This is a genomic window from Ruegeria sp. BHSA191 (assembly GCF_059613325.1).
Window position 1 is genome coordinate 43,785 of record NZ_JBXWSH010000004.1, and the last position, 20,436, is coordinate 64,220.

At 63.6% G+C, this 20,436-nt stretch carries 18 protein-coding genes; 8 read left to right on the plus strand and 10 right to left on the minus strand.

Annotation, left to right across the window (positions count from 1 at the left end):
• Positions 1-9: 9 nt before the first annotated feature.
• From prpE to AC2FNS_RS05545, 3 genes are all read right to left on the minus strand, one after another.
• Positions 10-1,899 (minus strand): propionate-CoA ligase PrpE, encoded by a 1,890-nt coding sequence (prpE, locus tag AC2FNS_RS05535; RefSeq protein WP_496712683.1) that lies wholly within the window; start codon positions 1,897-1,899, stop codon positions 10-12.
• Between the two features lie 228 nt (positions 1,900-2,127).
• Positions 2,128-2,517, minus strand: a complete 390-nt coding sequence (locus AC2FNS_RS05540; RefSeq protein WP_496712682.1) for a GFA family protein — start codon at positions 2,515-2,517, stop codon at positions 2,128-2,130.
• Between the two features lie 46 nt (positions 2,518-2,563).
• Positions 2,564-4,837 carry an NADP-dependent malic enzyme gene (locus AC2FNS_RS05545; RefSeq protein WP_496678395.1) on the minus strand — a complete coding sequence of 758 codons (2,274 nt, stop codon included), beginning with the start codon at positions 4,835-4,837 and terminating at the stop codon, positions 2,564-2,566.
• A gap of 144 nt (positions 4,838-4,981) precedes the next feature.
• On the opposite strand from AC2FNS_RS05545, the gene AC2FNS_RS05550 reads away from it, so the two are divergent.
• The 6 genes from AC2FNS_RS05550 to upp all read left to right on the plus strand — a co-directional run bounded on the left by AC2FNS_RS05550 (position 4,982) and on the right by upp (position 10,696).
• Positions 4,982-6,067, plus strand: coding sequence for a cupin domain-containing protein (locus tag AC2FNS_RS05550; RefSeq protein WP_496712681.1), 1,086 nt, complete (start codon positions 4,982-4,984; stop codon positions 6,065-6,067).
• Positions 6,068-6,173: 106 nt separating this feature from the next.
• Positions 6,174-6,557 carry a cytidine deaminase gene (locus AC2FNS_RS05555; RefSeq protein ID WP_496687359.1) on the plus strand — a complete coding sequence of 128 codons (384 nt, stop codon included), beginning with the start codon at positions 6,174-6,176 and terminating at the stop codon, positions 6,555-6,557.
• 11 nt (positions 6,558-6,568) lie between these two features.
• The gene (locus tag AC2FNS_RS05560) at positions 6,569-7,876 is read left to right on the plus strand and encodes a thymidine phosphorylase (protein WP_496712680.1); all 1,308 of its coding nucleotides are present in this window, start codon (positions 6,569-6,571) and stop codon (positions 7,874-7,876) included.
• Positions 7,873-9,084 carry a phosphopentomutase gene (locus AC2FNS_RS05565; protein ID WP_496712679.1) on the plus strand — a complete coding sequence of 404 codons (1,212 nt, stop codon included), beginning with the start codon at positions 7,873-7,875 and terminating at the stop codon, positions 9,082-9,084. The genes AC2FNS_RS05560 and AC2FNS_RS05565 overlap by 4 nt, the downstream gene beginning before the upstream one ends.
• Positions 9,081-10,067, plus strand: coding sequence for an adenosine deaminase (locus tag AC2FNS_RS05570; protein ID WP_496712678.1), 987 nt, complete (start codon positions 9,081-9,083; stop codon positions 10,065-10,067). The genes AC2FNS_RS05565 and AC2FNS_RS05570 overlap by 4 nt, the downstream gene beginning before the upstream one ends.
• Positions 10,064-10,696, plus strand: coding sequence for a uracil phosphoribosyltransferase (gene upp, locus AC2FNS_RS05575; RefSeq protein ID WP_490361960.1), 633 nt, complete (start codon positions 10,064-10,066; stop codon positions 10,694-10,696). The genes AC2FNS_RS05570 and upp overlap by 4 nt, the downstream gene beginning before the upstream one ends.
• A 4-nt stretch (positions 10,697-10,700) precedes the next feature.
• On the opposite strand, the gene AC2FNS_RS05580 is transcribed toward upp, so the two are convergent.
• Positions 10,701-11,717 carry a hypothetical protein gene (locus AC2FNS_RS05580; protein WP_496797606.1) on the minus strand — a complete coding sequence of 339 codons (1,017 nt, stop codon included), beginning with the start codon at positions 11,715-11,717 and terminating at the stop codon, positions 10,701-10,703.
• A gap of 131 nt (positions 11,718-11,848) precedes the next feature.
• On the opposite strand from AC2FNS_RS05580, the gene AC2FNS_RS05585 reads away from it, so the two are divergent.
• Positions 11,849-12,496, plus strand: a complete 648-nt coding sequence (locus AC2FNS_RS05585) for a sulfotransferase family 2 domain-containing protein (protein ID WP_496712676.1) — start codon at positions 11,849-11,851, stop codon at positions 12,494-12,496.
• 177 nt (positions 12,497-12,673) lie between these two features.
• Positions 12,674-13,450, plus strand: coding sequence for a Hint domain-containing protein (locus AC2FNS_RS05590; RefSeq protein ID WP_496796382.1), 777 nt, complete (start codon positions 12,674-12,676; stop codon positions 13,448-13,450).
• Positions 13,451-13,505: 55 nt separating this feature from the next.
• Here AC2FNS_RS05590 and AC2FNS_RS05595 read toward each other — a convergent pair whose 3' ends face one another.
• From AC2FNS_RS05595 to AC2FNS_RS05620, 6 genes are all read right to left on the minus strand, one after another.
• A complete protein-coding gene (locus AC2FNS_RS05595; RefSeq protein ID WP_496712674.1) occupies positions 13,506-15,707 on the minus strand; it encodes a 3-hydroxyacyl-CoA dehydrogenase NAD-binding domain-containing protein in 2,202 nt (733 codons plus the stop codon).
• Between the two features lie 23 nt (positions 15,708-15,730).
• The gene (locus AC2FNS_RS05600; protein ID WP_496678378.1) at positions 15,731-16,942 is read right to left on the minus strand and encodes an acetyl-CoA C-acetyltransferase; all 1,212 of its coding nucleotides are present in this window, start codon (positions 16,940-16,942) and stop codon (positions 15,731-15,733) included.
• A gap of 10 nt (positions 16,943-16,952) precedes the next feature.
• Complete coding sequence (locus tag AC2FNS_RS05605) at positions 16,953-17,591, minus strand: glutathione S-transferase family protein (protein ID WP_496712673.1); 639 nt, start codon at positions 17,589-17,591, stop codon at positions 16,953-16,955.
• 136 nt (positions 17,592-17,727) lie between these two features.
• The gene (locus AC2FNS_RS05610) at positions 17,728-17,940 is read right to left on the minus strand and encodes a hypothetical protein (RefSeq protein ID WP_005981899.1); all 213 of its coding nucleotides are present in this window, start codon (positions 17,938-17,940) and stop codon (positions 17,728-17,730) included.
• A 56-nt stretch (positions 17,941-17,996) separates the two neighbouring features.
• Positions 17,997-19,778 (minus strand): acyl-CoA dehydrogenase C-terminal domain-containing protein, encoded by a 1,782-nt coding sequence (locus AC2FNS_RS05615; RefSeq protein WP_496712672.1) that lies wholly within the window; start codon positions 19,776-19,778, stop codon positions 17,997-17,999.
• A gap of 49 nt (positions 19,779-19,827) precedes the next feature.
• Positions 19,828-20,229, minus strand: a complete 402-nt coding sequence (locus AC2FNS_RS05620) for a MerR family transcriptional regulator (protein ID WP_005981908.1) — start codon at positions 20,227-20,229, stop codon at positions 19,828-19,830.
• Positions 20,230-20,436: the final 207 nt, after the last annotated feature.

Sequence of the window (20,436 nt, forward strand, 5' to 3'; positions counted from 1 at the left end):
GATGCCCGGTTACTGGGCGTAACCGATTGATTTCAGGGCTTCGGTGATTTCGTCCAGAATGGCCGGGTCGTCGATTGTGGCAGGCATTTTGTAGTCCTTGCCATCGGCGATCGCCACCATCGTTCCGCGTAGGATCTTGCCCGAGCGGGTCTTGGGCAGGCGGTCCACCACAACGGCTTTCTTGAAGGCGGCGACGGGGCCGATTTTGTCGCGCACCATCTGCACGACCTCATTCGCGATCTCGGCATTGTCACGCTTGCATCCGGCGTTCAGGCACAGGAAGCCGACCGGGGCCTGCCCCTTCAAATCATCCGATACGCCGATGACCGCGCATTCAGCCACGTCGGGATGGGCGGCCAGAACCTCCTCCATCGCGCCGGTGGACAGGCGGTGGCCTGCCACGTTGATCACGTCATCGGTGCGTGCCATGATATAAAGGTACCCGTCCTCGTCGATCATCCCGGCATCGCCGGTTTCGTAGTAACCCGGGAAGTGCTCAAGATAGGATTTCCTGAACCGCTCCTCGGCATTCCACAGGGTTGGCAGCGTCCCCGGGGGCAGCGGCAGCTTGACCGCGATCGCGCCCAGCTCGCCCGGTTTCATCGGGTGGCCGCCTTCGTCCAGGATCTGCACGTCATAGCCGGGCATCGGCTTGGCGGGCGAGCCCAGCTTGATCGGCAGTTCCTCGATCCCCAGCGGGTTGCCGGCGATGGTCCAGCCGGTTTCGGTCTGCCACCAATGGTCGACGACCGGAACCTTCAAGGCGTCCTGCGCCCAGGTGATCGTATCGGGGTCGGCGCGTTCACCGGCCAGGAACAGGGCCTTGAGGCAGGACAGGTCGTATTTCGCCAGCATTTCGCCCTTGGGGTCCTCGCGCTTGACCGCGCGGATCGCCGTTGGGGCGGTGAAAAAGCTTTTGACCTTGTGCTCGGAAATCACCCGCCAGAAGGTGCCCGCGTCGGGGGTGCCGACGGGCTTGCCCTCGAACACGATGGTGGTGTTGCCGTGGATCAGAGGGCCATAGCAGATGTAGGAATGCCCCACGACCCAGCCCACGTCCGAGGCCGCCCAGAACACATCGCCGGGATCGACGTTGTAGATGTTCTTCATCGTCCAGTTCAGCGCCACAAGGTGCCCGGCCGTGGGTCGTACGACGCCCTTGGGCGCGCCGGTGGTGCCCGAGGTGTATAGGATGTAGGCCGGATCATTGCCTTCAACCGGGACACATTCGGCCGGCTCAACGCCGTACTGGAAGCCGTGCCAGTTGAAGTCGCGCCCCTCGACCAGCTTGGCCACTTCCTGTTCGCGCTGGAAGATCACACAGAACTCGGGCTTGTGGCTGGCCATCTCAATGGCGCCGTCCAGCAGCGGCTTGTATTGCACCACGCGACCGGGTTCCAGCCCGCACGACGCCGCGATGATCGCCTTGGGTTTGGCGTCGTCGATCCGCACCGCCAGTTCGTTGCTGGCAAACCCGCCAAAGACCACCGAATGCACCGCTCCCAGCCGCGCACACGCCAGCATCGCCTCGAGCGCCTCGGGGATCATCGGCATGTAGATGATGACGCGGTCGCCCTTTTCGACACCCTTGGCGCGCAGCGCGCCGGCGAGGGTCGCCACGCGATTGCGCAGCTCCATGTAGGAGATCTCGCGCTTGGTGTGGGTGATCGGGCTGTCATAGATGATGGCGGTCTGCTCGCCCCGACCGTTTTCCACGTGGCGGTCCACGGCGTTCCAGCAGGTATTCACCTTGGCATCGCAGAACCATTCATACAGCGGCGCGTTGTCGTCAAACAGGGCCTTGCTGGGTTTCTCGATCCAGTCGATGCCTTCGGCCGCCTGCATCCAGAAGGCTTCGGGATCTTTTTTCCAGCTCTCGTATACGTCCTGATACGCCATTTGTCCTCCTCCAGACAGTCTTGGGGAATGTGTTAGGCGCCTGTGTCCAGCCGAGCAAGCGGCGCGCATGACGGCGCGTCAGTTTATCGCGAAATCTTTGCAGAAGCGTGCCAAAAGGTCTGCAAATTTTTGCAAATATACGGAATTTTAACCCCTTGAGTGGGGCTTTTTTCTGTTGTTGCAAATCAGCAAACCCCTGGGTGCAAACGCGAGTCCGTCAGATTCGGATCAGGTCGCCTTTCCGGCATATCGGGGCAGGCTGTCCTCGATGTTCAGCCAGTGCAGATGCTCGGCGTGAAAAACGTGAAAGCGGGGTGCGGCATCTTCGGGGTTTTCCAAGGTGGCGGTATAGAGGTGAATGTTCGCCCGGTCTCGGGCATTGCGATATGCCATCGGTGTGCCGCAGGTGCCGCAGAACAGGCGTTCGACATCCTTAGACGAGTTGTACACGCACGGCGCATCCCCCGACCACGTCACCGAACCGTGGGGCAACCCGATGAACGCCGTAACCGGGGCAGCGCAGTTACGGCGACAATCCGCGCAATGACAGTAGCAGCCCCACGCGATCTCGGCATCGCTGGCCCATCGCACGGCGCCACAGTGGCAGTGACCTTTCATGATGACCTCCCTCGGCGGGGCGGCCAGACCGGTCGGGCCGCCGTGTTCAACCGTAATGCGCGACGGGTGTTCCGGCAATTGCCGCCATGTTCAGCAGCCCGCGTGCGGTGATCGAGGGTGTTACGATATGCGCCTTGTTGCCCATGCCCATCAGGATGGGGCCGACCTCGATGCCGTCGGCCTTCATCTTCAGAATATTGCGCACACCGCTGGCCGCGTCCGCATGGGCAAAGATCAGAACGTTGGCAGCCCCCTCCAGGCGCGAGTTGGGGAAAATACGCTCGCGCAACTCGGGGTCCAGGGCCACGTCCAAGTTCATTTCGCCTTCATAGATGAAATCCCGGGGCTTGCTGTCCAATATCGCGATCGCTTCGCGCAGGCGTTTTCCCGAGCCCTCGGCCTGATTGCCGAATTGCGATTGCGAGCAGAACGCGATCTTGGGTTCAACCCCAAAGCGCCGCGCATGCCGCGCCGCGCCGATCGAGATCTCGGCCAATTCCGCCGGGGAAGGCAGTTGATGCACATGGGTATCGGCGATGAATAGAGGCCCGTCTTCGAGGATCATCAGCGACAGCGCGCCATGCGGGCGCAGATCGCCATCGCCCAGAACCTGTCCGACATAGTTCAGGTGCCAGCGATACTCGCCGAAGGTGCCGCAGATCAGGCTGTCTGCCTCGCCGCGATGCACCATGATGGCGCCGATGGCGGTGGTGTTGGTGCGCATGATGGCCTTGGCCAGGTCGGGCGTTACGCCGCGGCGCTGCATGATCTGGTGATAAGAGTTCCAGTAGTCATAGTACCGCGGGTCGTTTTCCGGGTTCACGATCTGACAATCCTGACCGGGGCGTATGGACAGCCCCAGCTTTTCGCAGCGGGCCTCGATCACCTCGGGGCGACCGATCAGAATGGGCGTTTCGGTGGTTTCCTCCAGAATGGCCTGGGCGGCGCGCAGCACGCGCTCGTCCTCGCCCTCGGCAAAGACGATGCGGCGCGAGGCGGCCTTGGCGGCCTCGAACACCGGCCGCATCAGCAGGGCCGATTTGAACACGGTCTGGTTCAGGCGCTCCTTGTAGGCTTCGAGGTCTGCGATCGGGCGCCTGGCCACGCCGCTTTCCATCGCGGCGCGGGCCACAGCCGAGGACACCACGCCCACCAGCCGCGGATCGAATGGCTTGGGGATCAAGTAGTCGGGGCCAAAGGTCAACTGCTCGCCCTTGTAGGCGGCTGCGGCCTCGGCGCTGGTGGTGGCGCGTGCCATTTCGGCGATGCCTTCTACGCAGGCGATCTGCATGGCATCGTTGATCTCGGTCGCGCCCACGTCCAGCGCGCCGCGGAAGATGAACGGGAAACACAGGACGTTGTTCACCTGGTTCGGGAAATCGCTGCGCCCGGTCGCGATGATGGCGTCGGGGGCCACTTCGCGCGCGGCATCGGGCAGGATCTCCGGGGTCGGGTTCGCCAGCGCAAAGATGATCGGCTGTTTGGCCATGCGCGCGACCATCTGTGGCTTCAGCACGTTCGGCCCGCTGAGGCCCAGAAACAGGTCGGCGCCGTCGATCACCTGATCCAGCGTGCGCAGGTCGGTCTTTTGGGCGAATTGGTCCTTGTGCGGGTTCATGTCCTCGTCCCGGCCTTCATAGACCAGCCCGTGAATGTCGCACAACCAGATGTTCTCGCGCTTGACCCCCAGCTTGACCAGCATGTTCAGGCAAGCGATCCCCGCCGCGCCGCCGCCGGTGGAAACCACCTTGATATCCTCGAACCGCTTGCCGGCTACGTGCAGCGCGTTGCGCGCAGCGGCCCCCACCACGATGGCGGTGCCGTGCTGGTCGTCGTGGAAGACAGGAATGTTCATCCGCTCGCGGCACAGTTTCTCGACGATAAAGCAGTCGGGCGCCTTGATGTCTTCGAGGTTGATAGCGCCGAAGGTAGGCTCCAGCGCGCAGACGATATCGGCCAGCTTCTCGGGATCGGGTTCGTTCAACTCGATGTCGAAACAGTCGATGCCGGCGAATTTCTTGAACAGGACGGCCTTGCCCTCCATCACTGGCTTGGAGGCCAGCGCGCCGATATTGCCCAGCCCCAGCACCGCGGTGCCGTTCGAGACGACGGCCACAAGATTGCCGCGCGCGGTGTACATCTCGGCTGTCGTCGGGTCGTTTTTGATCTCGAGGCTGGCCTCGGCCACCCCGGGTGAGTAGGCGCGCGCGAGGTCGCGGCCGTTGGCCATGGGTTTGGTCGCCTTGACCTCCAGTTTCCCAGGCTTCGGATGCGCGTGGTAATCAAGTGCGGCCTGGCGCAGGCTGGGTTTGTCGGACATGTCAAAACTTCCCGTTTTGGAATTTAGTTTAGTGTTAAACTATTTCTTACGCAGGGGAAACCACGAATTCGCGTGTCGGCCGGTTCGACCCTGGCTTGCAAATTTCCGAAACGCCCCCCACTGTCCCGCGCAGAGGAGACCAGCATGACCGACACCGTAGCCGAATTCCGCATTCCGACCCAAGAGTTGCGAGACGACATTCCGTTCTACACCAAGGTTTTGGGCATGCGGATGGACATGATCTATCCGGCGGATGACCCTCGGGTTGCGGTGTTTTCCGGGCATGGACTGCGCCTGCGTGTGGAAAAGGACGCGCCCGAGGCGCCGGGCACCTTGCGTATCCTCACCGAAGACCCGGACGGGTTCGCCGGCGGTCAGCGCAGCCTGGTCGCCCCCAACGGCACCCGCATCGAGATCGAGGAGCGCAACCCGCCCCTGGTGATGCCCGAGACGGTTCATTCCTTCGTCGTCCGCAGGCTCAAGGATCAGGCGCCCTGGATCATCGGGCGCGCGGGCATGCATTACCGCGATCTGGTGCCCGACCGGCTGGGCGGGTCGATCATTGCCAGCCACATCCGCATTCCCGACGGCGGCCCGGTCCCGGACATGGTCCATTTCCACAAGGTCGGGTTCCAGCTGATATTCTGCATCCACGGCTGGGTCGATGTCGTCTACGAAGATCAGGGCGACAAGATGCGCCTGACCGCCGGTGATTGTTTCATCCAGCCGCCCGAGATCCGGCACCGCGTACTCGAAGCGTCGGACAACGTGCAGGTAATCGAAATCGGCGTTCCGGCCGAGCATGTCACCGAGATCGACCACGAAATGCAACTGCCCACGCCGCATTACCGCCCCGAGCGGGAATGGCAGGGGCAGCGGTTCGTCTACAACCGGGCCGAAGGGGCAGAGTGGCAGCCATTCCGCCTGCCGGGCTATCAATGCCGCGACACGACGATTGCCAAAAACACCAAGGGCGTGGCAGGCGTTCAGGTGGTGCGCCGGGGGCAGGGCGACCCGGTCTGGGCTAGCCATGATGCCGATATCCACTTTACCTTCGTGATGAATGGGGCCGTCACCTTGGAAGGTGAAGGCCGCGAACCCTATCGCCTGGAGCAGGGCGACGCCTTTGTCATCCCACCCGGAATGCGCACGCGGCTGGCCGATCCGAGCGACGATGTCGAACTGCTTGAAGTGACGCTGCCGGGGTATTTCAAGACCGATCTGGGCTGACGCGCGGGCGCGCCGACTTTCCGTGCAGATGGGGCTTCAATTCCCCGGCGGATTTCCAGTAGGGTATGGCATTCTGACCAGTTGATCAAAAAATCGGGGAATCGCCATGTCGTTGAAAGAAGCAGCCCTCAAGGTGCGTGAAAACGCCTATGCGCCCTACTCTAATTTCAAAGTGGGCGCCGCGGTCCGCACCCCGTCGGGCGCGGTGTTCGCGGGCTGCAACGTGGAAAACGTGGCCTATCCTGAAGGCACCTGCGCCGAGGCCGGGGCGATCGCCGCGATGGTCGCCGCCGGAGAAAACAAGCTGGCCGAGGTCTATGTCGTGGCCTCGAGCCCGCAACCGGTGCCGCCCTGCGGCGGGTGCCGGCAGAAACTGGCCGAGTTCGGGGACAAGGACGTGGTGGTCACCATGGCGACGGTGGACGGGGTTGAGACCCGCACGACCATCGGCGAGCTGCTGCCCGGCGCTTTCGACGCTTCGTTCATGTAAGGGCCGCGCCCATGGACGCCCGCTCGATCATCGCGAAACTACGCCGCCGCGAGGTGCCGGATGCCGGCGAGCTGGCGTGGTTTGCCCAAGGTCTGGCCGATGGAAGCGTCAGCGACGCCCAGGCCGGAGCCTTTGCTATGGCCGTCTGCATGGGCGGGCTGGGTCCCGAGGGCCGCGCCGCGCTGACGCTGGCCATGCGGGACAGCGGTGAAGTTCTGACCTGGGATCTGGACGGTCCGGTGATCGACAAGCATTCGACCGGCGGTGTGGGGGATTGCGTCAGCCTCGTGCTGGCCCCGGCGCTGGCGGAATGCGGGGCCTATGTGCCGATGATCTCGGGCCGCGGTCTGGGCCATACCGGCGGGACGCTCGACAAGCTCGAGGCGATCCCCGGCGTGTCGACCCAGATCGGCCAGGACCGGTTGGCCCATATTTTGGCCGAGACCGGTGCCGCCATCGTCGGCGCGACGGCGCAGATCGCCCCGGCGGACAAGCGGCTCTATGCCATCCGCGACGTTACCGCCACGGTCGAAAGCCTCGATCTGATCACGGCCTCGATCCTGTCCAAGAAACTAGCGGCCAGCCCCGATGCGCTGGTGCTGGACGTCAAGGTTGGCAGCGGGGCCTTCATGAAAACGCTGGACGAGGCGCGCATGCTGGCGCAGGCCTTGACCGAAACGGCCAATGCGGCCGGGTGCCGGACCTCGGCCCTAATCACTGACATGAATCAGCCGCTGGCGCCCGCGCTGGGCAACGCCTTGGAAATCGCCGAAGTGATGAAGGTGCTGACCGGTGGGCAGCCCTCGCCCCTGGCCGAGATTTCGGTCGAGCTGGGCGGTGTTCTGTTGTCTGACGCTGGTATGGTCGGCGACGTGCAGACGGGGCGGGACATGATCGCCGAGGTAATCCGCGATGGCCGCGCAGCCGAGCGGTTCGGCCGGATGATGGCCGCGGTGGGCGGACCGCTGGGCCTGGTCGAGGACTGGACGCGCTATCTGCCCGAGGCCAGCGTGATCCTCGAGGTGACGGCGCAGGACGAAGGCTATGTCACCGCGATGGATGGCGAGGCGCTGGGCCTTGCGGTCGTGGCGTTGGGCGGTGGCCGGCAGGTGGAAAGCGACGTGATCGACCCGGCGGTGGGCCTGTCGGCTCTGGTGCGGCTGGGCGACAAGGTCTCGGCCGGAATGCCGCTGGCCGTGGTCCATGCCGCGCGCGAGGATGCCGCACAGCGGGCCGCGCAAACCGTGCGCGCCGCAATCACCATCGGCCCGGCGGCCGTTCCGGTGCCGGAGCTCGTACAGGAAAGGATCCTTGCATGAGGCGCGCGTTCCTTGTGGTGATGGACTCGGTGGGCATCGGCGGCGCGCCGGATGCCGACCGGTTCTTCAATGGCGACGTGCCGGACACGGGCGCCAATACGGTGGCCCATATCGCGCAGGCCTGCGCCGAAGGACGGGCCGAGGATGGCCGGTCCGGGCCGTTGCGCCTGCCCAACCTCGATGCGCTGGGGCTTGGGGCGGCGGTGCGACTGGCTTCGGGCGCGGATGCGCCGGGGTTGGAGGCCGACCCGACCGGCCTGTGGGGCTGCGCGCGCGAGCATTCGCCGGGCAAGGACACACCTTCGGGCCATTGGGAACTGGCCGGGCTGCCGGTGCCGTGGGACTGGCACTATTTCCCCGACACGGTTCCCGCGTTCCCTAAGGATCTGACCCGCGCCGCCGCACAGGCCGCCGGAACCGAGGGCATTCTGGGCAATTGCCATGCCTCGGGCACCACGATCATCGCCGAACTGGGCGCGGAACACATGCGCACCGGCTGGCCGATCTGCTATACCTCGGCCGACAGTGTGTTCCAGATTGCTGCGCATGAGGAGACTTTCGGGTTGGAGCGCCTGTACCAGATGTGCCGGACCCTCGCCCCCATTCTGCACAAGATGAAGGTGGGCCGGGTGATCGCCCGCCCCTTCGTGGGATCGCCCGAACAGGGGTTTGTCCGCACCACCAACCGCAAGGATTTTGCCATCACGCCGCCCGCACCGGTGCTGACCAACTGGGCGCAGGATGCCGGGCGCAATGTGCATGGCGTGGGCAAGATCGGTGACATCTTCTCGATGCAGGGGATCGACACGCTGGACAAGGGCTCGGACGCCGATCTGATGGGTCACCTGTCGCGCCTCGTGGACAGCGCCGGGGACGGCAGCCTGACATTCGCAAATTTCGTCGAGTTTGACAGCCAGTACGGCCACCGGCGCGACATCTCGGGCTATGCCCGCGCGCTGGAATGGTTCGACGCCGAGATCGGGCGTATCCTGCCCCGGCTGCGCCCGGGCGACCTGTTTCTTCTGACTGCCGATCACGGCAACGACCCCAGTTGGATCGGCACCGACCACACCCGCGAACAGGTGCCGGTGCTGATCGCCGGCCTGGGGGCCGGACAGATCGGGCAGGTCAATTTCGCCGACGTGGCCGCCAGCATCGCACATCACCTGAGCATTCCGGCGCAAGGGCCGGGAAGGACCTTTCTATGACCGTCGCAGACCTGCCCAAGATCGAACTGCACCTGCATCACGAAGGCGCGGCTCCGCCCGGCTTCATCCGCCAGCTGGCGCAGGAAAAGAAGGTTGACCTGAGCGGCATCTTCAAGCCCGACGGCAGCTATGACTTCCGCGATTTCGCGCATTTCCTCAGCGTCTACGAGGCCGCCTGCGAGGTCTTGAAAACCCCCGAGGATTTCCGTCGCCTGACGCTGGCAATCCTTGAAGAAAGCGCGGCGAACGGGGTGGTCTATTCCGAAACCTTCCTCAGCCCCGATTTCTGCGGCGGGGGCGATCTGCATGCCTGGCGCGACTATCTGGCCGCCATTCAGGACGCCGCTGACGAGGCCGAGCGCAAGTTCGACATCACTCTGCGCGGTGTGGTGACTTGCGTGCGCCATTTCGGGCCCGACAAGGCCAAGCGCAGCGCGCTGTGCGCCGCCGAAACCGTGGGCGACTGGATCACCGGGTTCGGCATGGGCGGGAACGAGGCCATGGGCCAGCAGGCCGATTTCAAATGGGCCTTCGACTGCGCGCGCGAGGCCGGATTGCGCCTGACCACCCATGCCGGCGAATTCGGCGGCCCCGAAAGCGTGCGCGATGCCGTACGCGCGCTGGGGGTCGAACGGGTGGGCCACGGCGTGCGAGCTATCGAAGACCCCGATCTGGTGCATGAACTGGCCGACCGGGGCGTTACGCTCGAGGTCTGCCCGGGCTCGAACGTGGTGCTGGGCTTGTACCCGGATTTCGCGACCCATCCGATCGCGCGGCTGCGCGAGGCGGGCGTGAAGGTCACGGTTTCCACCGATGACCCGCCGTTTTTTCATACCACCCTGCGCCGCGAATATGAGATGCTGGCCCAGGCCTTCGGCTGGGACGCCGAGGATTTCGCCGCGCTGAACGACACCGCCCTGAACGCCGCATTCTGCGATGAAGAGACCCGCGCAAGGGTCAGGAAAAGACTGGAGAACACATGAGCGAACATCTGACCGTCGTCGACCACCCACTGGTTCAGCACAAACTGACGCTCATGCGGGACAAGGGCACCTCGACCGCCTCGTTCCGGCAACTGCTGCGCGAGATCACGCTGCTGCTGGCCTATGAGGTGACCCGCGATCTGCCGCTGACCACGCGCAACATCGAGACCCCGATGGAGGAGATGGACGCGCCGATTCTGGCGGGCAAGAAGCTGGCGCTGGTGTCGATCCTGCGTGCGGGCAACGGGATGCTGGATGGTGTTCTGGAATTGGTGCCCTCGGCCCGGGTCGGTTTCGTCGGCCTGTATCGCGACGAAGAAACGCTGCAACCGGTGCAGTACTATTTCAAGGTTCCCGAGGGGCTGAAAGACCGGCTGGTGATCGCGGTTGACCCGATGCTGGCCACGGGTAACAGCTCGGCCGCGGCGGTTGACCTGCTGAAGCAGGCCGGCGCCACCGACATCCGGTTCCTGTGCCTGTTGGCCGCCCCCGAAGGTGTGGCGCGCATGAAAGAGGCACATCCCGATGTCAAAATCGTGACCGCCGCGCTGGACCGCGAGCTGAATTCCAAGGGCTACATCATGCCCGGCCTCGGCGATGCCGGCGACCGGATGTTCGGCACGAAATAGGCGCCTAGTCGCTGCAGATGTTCTGCAGCCGCACCCAGTCGCGGTCGGGCAGGACCTGGTCTAGAGGCTCAGTTGCCATCGGGTCGGCCTCGATCAGGGGCAGAACCGTTTCGCCGGTGATGTCGCGCGCATAGGCATAAGGCGTCGAAGGCAGTCGGGCCTGGGCAAAGCTCTGCAGCAGGGTCTCATCCGCGATTTCCGGGCGCGGGTCCGACAGGACCTGCTCGGTATAGGCGTCGATCTGCCCGGTCGTCAGCCCGCCTGTGGTCAACAGGTGAAACGCGGCGGCGCTGCCCGTCCGGTCCAGCAGTTCGTCCAGAGGGTCCTGCTGTGCGGCTCGGGCGCGCTCGGCGATTATGTATCCCGCGGCGACGGCCGGGTCCTCGTAGTCTTCGACAAGCGCCCGGTTCAGCAGAACGATGCCACCGGGCAGGCCTAGGCTGTCTTGCACGCCCGCGGGCAAGATCACGACCCGGCGCACCCCGGTCCGCTGCGCAAGCGCCCGCAGCGACGCCTGTGCGTCGCGTGCGTTGCAGGCCCGGCCCGAAACGCGTTCGATCCGGCGCAGGACCATCTCGCCGATTTCCTGGCGCTTGATATGCGGCAGAACGCTCACGACATGGGATTGCAGCGCGCCCGGTAACCAGAAAACAAGCAGCGCCACCACCGCGGCCGCGACGCCGCCGACGCTGGCCCAGCGCAGGCGTCCGGGGTGGGGACGGGCACGTTCGATGGCACGCTGCAGCTTGTCGATGGCCTCGATCATGGTCGTTTCCGACTGGTCGAGCTCCAGCGTCTCGCCCGGGTCGCCGTCGGGGTTGTAGATGGCCGGAAAGACGCCGGGGTTCTGGCGCTCCAATGCGGCCAGAGACCAATGGGTCAGCGGTCGGTCGTTGAAGTCGGAAATCGTCAGTGTCGCTTCGCCGATCGACACCACGACCTCGCGCCGTTGTTCGTCCGGCGACGGGCGCCACAGACCGGTGGCTTCGATCCGTTGGTATTGTTTGAATGCCGTCTTCACGGTGGGCTGCTCGTTATGGTTTGGCCAAGTCCTATCACGTTCGGACCGAACGGCGCAAACCTGTTGCACAACCGGTGCCGGGCATGTTCCACTGAACCACTTGAAAGTACCAGAATACCAAAGGGGCCAGGGTGATCCTATCGACGGGGCGGTCTTTCATTTTCATTCATATCCCGAAAACCGGGGGAACGTCGCTGGCGCTTGCGCTCGAGGCGCGTGCGATGAAGGACGACATTCTGGTGGGAGACACGCCCAAGGCGCAACGGCGACGGCGGCGTCAGCAGTCGCTTGTGACCGCGGGCCGCCTGTGGAAACACGCGAGTCTGTCCGATATCGAGGGGCTTGTACCGCCCGACCTAATGCCCGCCATGTTCGTCTTTACGCTGGTGCGCAACCCCTGGGACCGGATGGTCAGCTACTATCACTGGCTGCGCACACAGACGTTTTCGCACCCGGCGGTCGGCTTGGCCCGGACGCTGGATTTCGCTGGTTTCGTACAGCACCCGGACATCCGCCGATCGTTCCGGCAGAACCCGGCGCGTAGCTACGTCACCACCGCCAAGGGGCAGGATCTGTGCAAGGCTTATGTTCGGCTCGAGCATTTCCACGAAGATGCCTGCCCCTTGTTCGATCATCTTGGGTTTGAATTCTGTCTGCCGCATGCAAACCCGTCGAACCGATCGGCAGACTATCGGGACTATTATTGCGCCCAGACCCGCGATGCCGTGGCCGAGGCCTGTTCAGAAGATATCGAGAGATTCGGGTATCACTTCGAATAAAGTAACTGTTGCCCATTTACGTTCAACGGCGGGGCTAGTGGTGGAACTGTTCCCGAAACCTGGCCTGGCACTCGGTGTGATGGCATAAAGCCGGCGGAAAAAAGGCATAAATGAGGCGTCGCTTGGCCTGACGTGCTACACCTGTTTCAGTTGACAGGTGCCAGAAGGGGGCGGCGCATGTTTGAAGTAGTGAGTGTTTCAGCGGACGAGATGTCCTTTGAAAAAGGGGTTGCAACAACGACGCGCAAGGCTGTTTCGGTGCGGCGCGGAGGGTTGGTGCATGGAACGCGGGTTCTGACCTATGGCGGGTGGGTGCCCGTCGAGGCGCTGACACCCGGAGATCCGGTACGCACGGCGGACAACGGGTTCCAGCCCGTGCGGCGGGTGTCACAAGACCTGATTTCGGTGCCGGCTGATGAAACCCGTCCGGACTTCCTGCCGGTCCGGGTGCCGGCCGGCGCGGCTTACAACAAGCGGCCGGTCTGGCTCATGCCCGAGCAGGGGATTGCCGTCGCCGCGGCTTGGCTGGATGCGCCGCCGACGGACAGCGCCATCGTCGCCGCGCGGTTGCTCAGCGGGGCATTTGCCTTTGGCTCGGCGATGCCGGCCACCCGTTTCCCGGTGACCACATTGTTTTTCGATCAGGACGAGATCATTTGCATCGAAGGGGGTCTGCGGGCCTATTTCCCGGCCTGCCGCATCGGGGGCAGAGGGCGTGTAGCGGGGCAAAGCGGTTATCCGGTTCTGGATGCAGAGAGTGGCGCGGCACTGGTGGCGTCCGTCGCGGCGGCGCGCGATCTGTCAGCGCTGGCCTGCCCGGTGTCGGCTTCGGCTGTTGCGGTTCCCGGGGCGCCGGTGGTTCCGGTCAGACCCCTCCGGGGCGAGCGGCGCCCCGGACGCCCGGGGCGGCCCAGACAGCCGGTCCTGCTGTTGCGCGCCGACTGGCAGAGCTGACCCGGTCGAGCCAGCGGGCGGCTGGCGCGTTCAACCACGCGCCAGCACCTGTACGTCAGGCCGCTTTGGCCTCGGGGGCGAAGCGGCCATAGAAGGTCTGACCCTTCTCGGCCATCTCGCGCAGCAGCGGCGGGCAAGCGAAGCGGTCGCCATATTTCTCGGTCAACTGGTCGCAACGCTCGGCGGCGTAGGGCGCGCCGATCATGTCGAGCCAGCTGAACGGACCACCCGACCACGGCGCAAAGCCCCAGGCCAGGATGGCGCCAACATCGCCTTCGCGGATGTCTTCCAGAACGCCTTCCTCCAACGCGCGCACGGCTTCCAGAACCTGTGCGAACATCAGGCGGTCCTGCACTTCCTGCAGCGAGGCCTGCTGTTCGGCTAGCCGATATTTCTCGTGAAGACCGTGCCAGTAGCCGATGCGCTTGCCGTTCTCGTCATAGTCGAAGAACCCGGCCTTGGCCTTGCGACCCAGACGGCCTTGCTCCTCCATCCAGAAGATCAGCTCGTCGGCGGGGCTTTCGGGATAGGCGTCGCCCATCGCGGCCTTGGTCGCCCGCGCGATCTTGGCACCCAGGTCGATCGAAGTTTCGTCGGTCAGCTGTATCGGACCAACCGGGAAACCCAGCTGACGCGCCGCGTTGTCGATCAGCACCGGCTTGACGCCCTCGGTGATCATCCGCGCGCCTTCGTTGATGTAGGGGATGATGCAGCGGTTGCAGTAGAAGAACCGCGCGTCATTGACCACGATCGGCGTCTTGCGGATCTGGCGGACATAGTCCAGCGCCTTGGCCACGGCGCGGTCACCGGTTTCCTTGCCCTTGATGATTTCCACCAGGAACATCTTCTCGACCGGCGAGAAGAAGTGGATTCCGATGAACTGATCGGGCCGCTTGCTGGCCTTGGCCAGTTCGGTGATCGGCAGGGTCGAGGTATTCGAGGCAAAGATGCAGTCCTCGGGGATGATCGCCTCGACCTTCTGGGTCATCTCGGCCTTGACCTTGGGGTCCTCGAACACGGCTTCGATGATCAGATCGCAGCCCGCCAGCTTTTCAAGATCAGGCGTGGCGGTGATGCGGCTCAGCATGGCCTCTTTCTTCTCGGCCGTGACCTTGCCACGCTTCATGCCCTTGTCCAGATAGGCTTCGGTATAGGCCTTGCCCTTGTCTGCGGCGGCTTGATCGCGGTCGATCAGCACGACCTCCATCCCGGCCTGCGCCGAGACCAGCGCGATGCCCGCGCCCATCATGCCGGCACCCAGAACGCCGATCTTCTTGACCGACTGGTCCGGAATGCCCTTCGGACGAACGGCGCCTTTTTCCAGCGCTTCCTTGTTCAGGAACAGCGAACGGATCATCGCGCCCGAGGACGGGTTCATCAGCACCGAGGTGAACCAGCGCGCCTCGATCTTCAGCGCGGTGTCGAAATCGACCAGCGCGCCCTCATAGACCGCGCTCAGCAAGGCTTTGGCCGCCGGGAAGGCGCCCTGGGTCTTGCCGTTCACCATCGCCGAGGCACCCACGAAGTTCATGAACCCCGCCGGGTGATAGGGCGCGCCGCCGGGCATCTTGTAGCCCTTGGCGTCCCACGGCTTGACCAGATCGGCATCCTTGGCGTTCAGCACCCATTCCTTGGCGGCGGCCAGCGGATCGGCTGCGATCTCGTCGATGTAACCTGCGCCCTTGGCCTTTTTCACGTCCAGCATCTTGCCTTCCAGCAGCAGCGGAGCCGCCGCGATGGCGCCCACCTTGCGGACCATACGCGTGGTGCCGCCCGCGCCGGGGAAGATGCCGACCATGATTTCCGGCAGGCCGTATTTGGCCTTGGGGTTCTCGGCGGCAAAGATGCGATGGGTCGCCAGCGGCAGCTCCATGCCGATGCCGGCGGCGGTGCCGGGCAGGGCGGCCGCGATCGGTTTGCCACCTTTCTTGGTCTTGGGGTCCATGCCAGCCAGCTCGATCTTGCGCAGCAGGGCGTGCATCTTCATCGTGCCCTCGAACAGGCCTTTGGCCGGGTCGTCGCCCGCCTGTTCCTTCATCACCGCCAGCAGGTTCAGGTCCATGCCACCGGCGAACGAGCCTTCCTTGCCGCTGGTGATCACGATGCCCTTGATCTCGTCATCGGCCAGGGCCTGATCGATGCAGTCGTTCAGTTCGGACAGGCCGTCGAACGACATCACGTTCATGGTCTTGCCGGGGACGTCCCAGGTGATGATGCCAACGCCGTCGGCGTCTTTGGTCAGTGTAAAATCAGCCATTTTTCTTCTCCTGATCCCCGCCGTTACACACGTTCGATTATGGTTGCCGCGCCCATGCCGGATGCGATGCACAAGGTGGCCAGACCGGTTTCCTTGTCCTGACGCTCTAGCTCGTCCAGCAGGGTGCCGATGATGATCGCGCCGGTGGCGCCCAGCGGGTGGCCCATGGCGATCGAGCCGCCATTGACGTTGACCAGCGCCGGATCGACGTCAAATGCCTGCTGGAACCGCAGCACGACCGAGGCAAAGGCCTCGTTGACCTCGAACAGGTCCAGATCGCTGATCGTCATGCCGGTTTCGGCTAGGATCTTTTCGGTCACCGGAACCGGGCCGGTCAGCATGATGGTCGGGTCGGTGCCGATCTTGGCGGTGGCCTTGATGCGGGCGCGCGGCTTCAGGCCGTATTTCTCGCCGAATTCCTTGTTGCCGATCAGAACGGCCGCTGCGCCATCCACGATGCCCGAGCTGTTGCCGGCGTGGTGGATGTGGTTGATCTTTTCCAGATGCGGGTATTTCAGCATCGCCACCTTGTCGAAACCGGGCATCTGCTCGCCCATCATCTGGAACGAGGGGTTCAGCGCACCGAGGCTCTGCATGTCGGTGCCGGGACGCATGTATTCGTCGCGGTCCAGAATGGTCAGGCCGTTGCGGTCCTTCACCGAGATCACCGACTTGGCAAAGCGGTTCTCTTCCCACGCCTTGGCCGCGCGTTTCTGCGATTCAACGGCCAGCGCGTCGGCTTGATCGCGGGTAAAGCCGTATTCGGTGGCGATGATGTCGGCCGAGATGCCCTGCGGTACGAAATAGGTCTCCATCGCCAGCGACGGATCGACCGCGATGGCGGCGCCGTCGCTGCCCATGGGCACGCGGCCCATCATCTCGACGCCACCGGCGATATAGGCCTCGCCCGCGCCGCCTTTGACCTGGTTGGCGGCCAGGTTCACGGCCTCCATGCCGGAGGCGCAGAACCGGTTGATGGCCAGACCGGGGATCGATTCATCCAAGTCCGAGGCCAGAACCGCGGACCGCGCCAGACAGCCGCCCTGTTCCATCACCTGGGTGACGTTGCCCCAGATCACGTCCTCGACGGCGTGGCCTTCCAGGTTGTTGCGTTCCTTGATGGCGTTCAGGGCCACGGCCGACAGGCGCACCGAGGTCACCTCGTGCAGGCTGCCGTCCTTGCGGCCCTTGCCGCGCGGGGTGCGCAGGGCATCATAAATGTAAGCTTCGGTCATACTTCTCTCCTCAAGCTCGATCCGACGGATTGCCGGGCATCAGGTCATAGGGGTGTTTCCAGCCGGGCTGCTCGGACAGGCGGGTCAGCCAAGCGTCGATATGGGGCCATTCGGAGCGGTCAAAGCCGAACGGTTCGGGGTAATACAGGTAACCGCAGCAGCTGAGATCGGCGTTGGTCACGCTGTCACCGACGATCCAGTCGCGGCCCTCCAGATGGGCGTTCAGCACCTGATAAGCGGCCTTCAGGCGGCCTTGGTTGAAGGCGATCACATCCGGGTTACGGTGCTGTTCGGGCAGGAAGTTCATCAAGAACCGGGTCACGCCCGCCATCGAGCTGAGCTTGTGGTTGTCCCACAGCACCCAGCGCAGGATGTCATAGTTCTCCTCCCGCGTCTTTCCGCCGAACTTGCCCGACTTCTCTGTGACATAGGCCTGAATCGCGCCCGACTGGCTGATCCGGAAATCTCCGTCGATCAGCACCGGCGCTTCGCCCATTTCGTTCACTTCGGCGCGGTATTCGGGGGTTCGGGTCTGGCCGTTGAAGAAATCGACAAAGACCGACTCCCATTCCAGCCCCGACATCTCGAGCGCAAGGGCGGCCTTGTACGAGTTTCCGCTTTCTCCGAAGCAATGCAGTTTTATCGTCATGCACTCACCCCTCCCAAGGCGGTTTGTACGGTTTCGTCACGCACGTGTCTTAAGAAAGACCTGACCGCCGGCCGCAGCCGCGTTCGGACTTGTCTTGCTGAAAACACGACGGGCCTGGGCCAGGCATCGGGGTCGTCTAGCGTTTGCGCGCCTCAAGCTCGGAATTGAAGATGCGCAGCCGGTGGGTCAGGTTCTCCTCGTCGATCACGCTGTTGAAATTCTCGAACAGGAATGACAGCGCCTCTCCTTCGTCCAGCCCAGCCTCGCGGGCAAACCCCTTGAGTTTTCGATATCCGTCCTCGGTCATGGCGACGGGAAAGCGGCGGGTCAGGCGAAAGCGTTTGGGCATGTCAACTCCTCGGTGAGCGCTGGTTCCGGGCGGGGTCGCCCGGAACCAGACTGGGATCAGAAGTTCGCCGCGTCCAGTGCCATCACCGTGTCGGCGCCGGTCTGGATCCGCGCCAGGTGCATGCCCGTGGCCGGTAGACGGCGTGCCATGTAGTAGCGGCCGGTGGCGATTTTTGTCTCGTAGAAGTCCTTGTCGGTCGCGCCGGCATCCAGCGCCTCTTGCGCGGCCTTTGCCATCTGCGCCCACATCAGGCCCAAGCAGACATGGCCGAACATGTGCATGAAGTCATAGGAACCCGACAGGGCGTTGTTCGGGTTGGTCATGCCGTTCTGCATGAAATACATGCCGGCGGCCTGCAGGTCCTTCGAGGCGGCCTTCAGCGGTTCGATGAACGCCTTGTCATAGGCTTCGTCTTTGCCGCTGTTTTCCTTGCAGAAGGTTTTGACCATGTCGAAGAAGGCCATGACATGCTTGCCGCCGTCCTGCGCCAGCTTGCGGCCGACGAGATCTAGCGCCTGAACGCCGTTGGCGCCTTCGTAGATCATGGCGATGCGGGCGTCGCGGGTGTATTGCGACATGCCCCATTCCTCGATGTAGCCATGGCCGCCATAGACCTGCTGGGCCCGAACGGTCATGTCGTAACCTTCATCGGTCAGGAAGCCCTTGATGACAGGGGTCATCAGCGAGATCAGCCCGTCGGCGTCCTTGTCACCTGCGCGGTGCGCCCTGTCGATCAGAGTCGCACCCCACAGGATGAAGGCCCGCGCGCCTTCCACAAAGCTTTTCTGGTCCATCAGGCTGCGGCGGATGTCGGGATGCACGATCAGTGGATCGGCCGGGCCATCGGGATTCTTGGCGCCGGTCACGTCGCGGCCCTGCAGGCGGTCCTTGGCATATTCCAGCGCATTCTGATAGGCGGCCTCGGCCTGGGCCAGACCTTGCATGCCCACACCCAGACGCGCTTCGTTCATCATGGTGAACATGGCGCGCATGCCCTTGTGTTCCTGCCCCAGCAGCCAGCCGGTCGCGCCGTCATAGTTCATCACGCAGGTCGAGTTGCCGTGGATGCCCATCTTTTCTTCGATCTTGCCGACCGAAACACCATTGCGCTCACCCAGGCTGCCGTCTTCGTTCACCAGGAACTTGGGGACGATGAACAGCGACACGCCCTTGATGCCCTCGGGGCCGCCGGGGATCTTGGCCAGCACCAGGTGGATGATGTTGTCGGCCATGTCGTGATCGCCGGACGAGATAAAGATCTTCTGGCCGGTGATCTTATAGCTGCCATCGCCCTGCGGTTCGGCCTTGGTGCGCATCAGGCCCAGATCGGTGCCGCAATGCGGCTCGGTCAGGTTCATGGTGCCGGTCCACTCGCAACTGACCATCTTGGGCAGATAGGTGCTTTTCTGCTCGTCGGTGCCGTGCGCCAGGATGGCCGAGGCAGCGCCGTGGGTCAGGCCCTGATACATCGTGAAGGCCTGGTTCGCGGCCGAGAACATCTCGCCCACGGCCGTGCCAAGAACATAAGGCATGTTCTGGCCGCCATATTCCTCGGGCATGTCCAGGCCGGTCCAGCCGCCTTCCTTGACCTGCTCGAACGCGTCCTTGAACCCGCTCGGGGTATAGACCACGCCGTTTTCGAACCGGCAGCCTTCCTTGTCGCCAACTACGTTCAGCGGGTGCAGCAGGTTGACGGCGACCTTGCCGGCCTCTTCCAGCACGGCGCCGGTGAAATCGGGCTCGAGCTCGGCATAGCCCGGAATGTCGGATTGCGAGACCTTGAGAAACTCTTGCAGAACGAATTGCGTGTCTTTGGTAGGCGCGTTGTAGACGGGCATTTGAAGCTCCCTTAAATTCAGATGTCCGGGTGGCTGGCGGCCGGGTGGCTTACTCGGCAGCCTTCTTTTCCTGTTTCATCGAGGCGATGACCTTTTCGCCCCAGCGCAACTGTTCCTTCAGATCGTCGATCGCCTGGGTCAGCTCCTCACGGCGGGCTTCCATGTCGGCCAGACGCTCGCACGCGATTTCATAGGTGCGGGTCATCTGGGTCAGTTGCTGGTCGCCGACATGGTACAGATCCAGAAGCTGGCGAATCTCTTCCAGGCTGAAGCCAAAGCGCTTGCCGCGCAGGATCAGCTTGAGCCGCGCCCGGTCACGTTTGGTGAACAACCGTTTCTGACCTTCCCGGATCGGAAACAGAAGCTCCTTGGCCTCGTAGAACCGCAGGGTCCGCGGCGTGACGTCATACGCCTCGCACATTTCGCGGATCGTCATCAGGTCTTCGGTCATGGGTCATCCCCCTCGTCACTGGCGTCATGCAGTATGAGTTGCGCAGTCGATGGCCGCTTTACAACATGAGAGTGACGTTGACGTAATTCAAACGCTGCGTCACTTTCAAATTGACGTAACATCCGCTCGCGTAAAGCGCGGTCCCGGCAATTTCCTTGCCCCGGTTCAGGCGAAATCGAGGGTGGCAGCGACAAAAAAGAAAGCCGC

Bases quoted from the DNA above. Each gene is read 5' to 3' on its own strand.
- prpE (WP_496712683.1), bottom strand. From the start codon at position 1,899: ATGGCGTATCAGGACGTATACGAGAGCTGGAAAAAAGATCCCGAAGCC.
- AC2FNS_RS05540 (WP_496712682.1), bottom strand. From the start codon at position 2,517: ATGAAAGGTCACTGCCACTGTGGCGCCGTGCGATGGGCCAGCGATGCC.
- AC2FNS_RS05545 (WP_496678395.1), bottom strand. From the start codon at position 4,837: ATGTCCGACAAACCCAGCCTGCGCCAGGCCGCACTTGATTACCACGCG.
- AC2FNS_RS05550 (WP_496712681.1), top strand. From the start codon at position 4,982: ATGACCGACACCGTAGCCGAATTCCGCATTCCGACCCAAGAGTTGCGA.
- AC2FNS_RS05555 (WP_496687359.1), top strand. From the start codon at position 6,174: ATGTCGTTGAAAGAAGCAGCCCTCAAGGTGCGTGAAAACGCCTATGCG.
- AC2FNS_RS05560 (WP_496712680.1), top strand. From the start codon at position 6,569: ATGGACGCCCGCTCGATCATCGCGAAACTACGCCGCCGCGAGGTGCCG.
- AC2FNS_RS05565 (WP_496712679.1), top strand. From the start codon at position 7,873: ATGAGGCGCGCGTTCCTTGTGGTGATGGACTCGGTGGGCATCGGCGGC.
- AC2FNS_RS05570 (WP_496712678.1), top strand. From the start codon at position 9,081: ATGACCGTCGCAGACCTGCCCAAGATCGAACTGCACCTGCATCACGAA.
- upp (WP_490361960.1), top strand. From the start codon at position 10,064: ATGAGCGAACATCTGACCGTCGTCGACCACCCACTGGTTCAGCACAAA.
- AC2FNS_RS05590 (WP_496796382.1), top strand. From the start codon at position 12,674: ATGTTTGAAGTAGTGAGTGTTTCAGCGGACGAGATGTCCTTTGAAAAA.
- AC2FNS_RS05595 (WP_496712674.1), bottom strand. From the start codon at position 15,707: ATGGCTGATTTTACACTGACCAAAGACGCCGACGGCGTTGGCATCATC.
- AC2FNS_RS05600 (WP_496678378.1), bottom strand. From the start codon at position 16,942: ATGACCGAAGCTTACATTTATGATGCCCTGCGCACCCCGCGCGGCAAG.
- AC2FNS_RS05605 (WP_496712673.1), bottom strand. From the start codon at position 17,591: ATGACGATAAAACTGCATTGCTTCGGAGAAAGCGGAAACTCGTACAAG.
- AC2FNS_RS05610 (WP_005981899.1), bottom strand. From the start codon at position 17,940: ATGCCCAAACGCTTTCGCCTGACCCGCCGCTTTCCCGTCGCCATGACC.
- AC2FNS_RS05615 (WP_496712672.1), bottom strand. From the start codon at position 19,778: ATGCCCGTCTACAACGCGCCTACCAAAGACACGCAATTCGTTCTGCAA.
- AC2FNS_RS05620 (WP_005981908.1), bottom strand. From the start codon at position 20,229: ATGACCGAAGACCTGATGACGATCCGCGAAATGTGCGAGGCGTATGAC.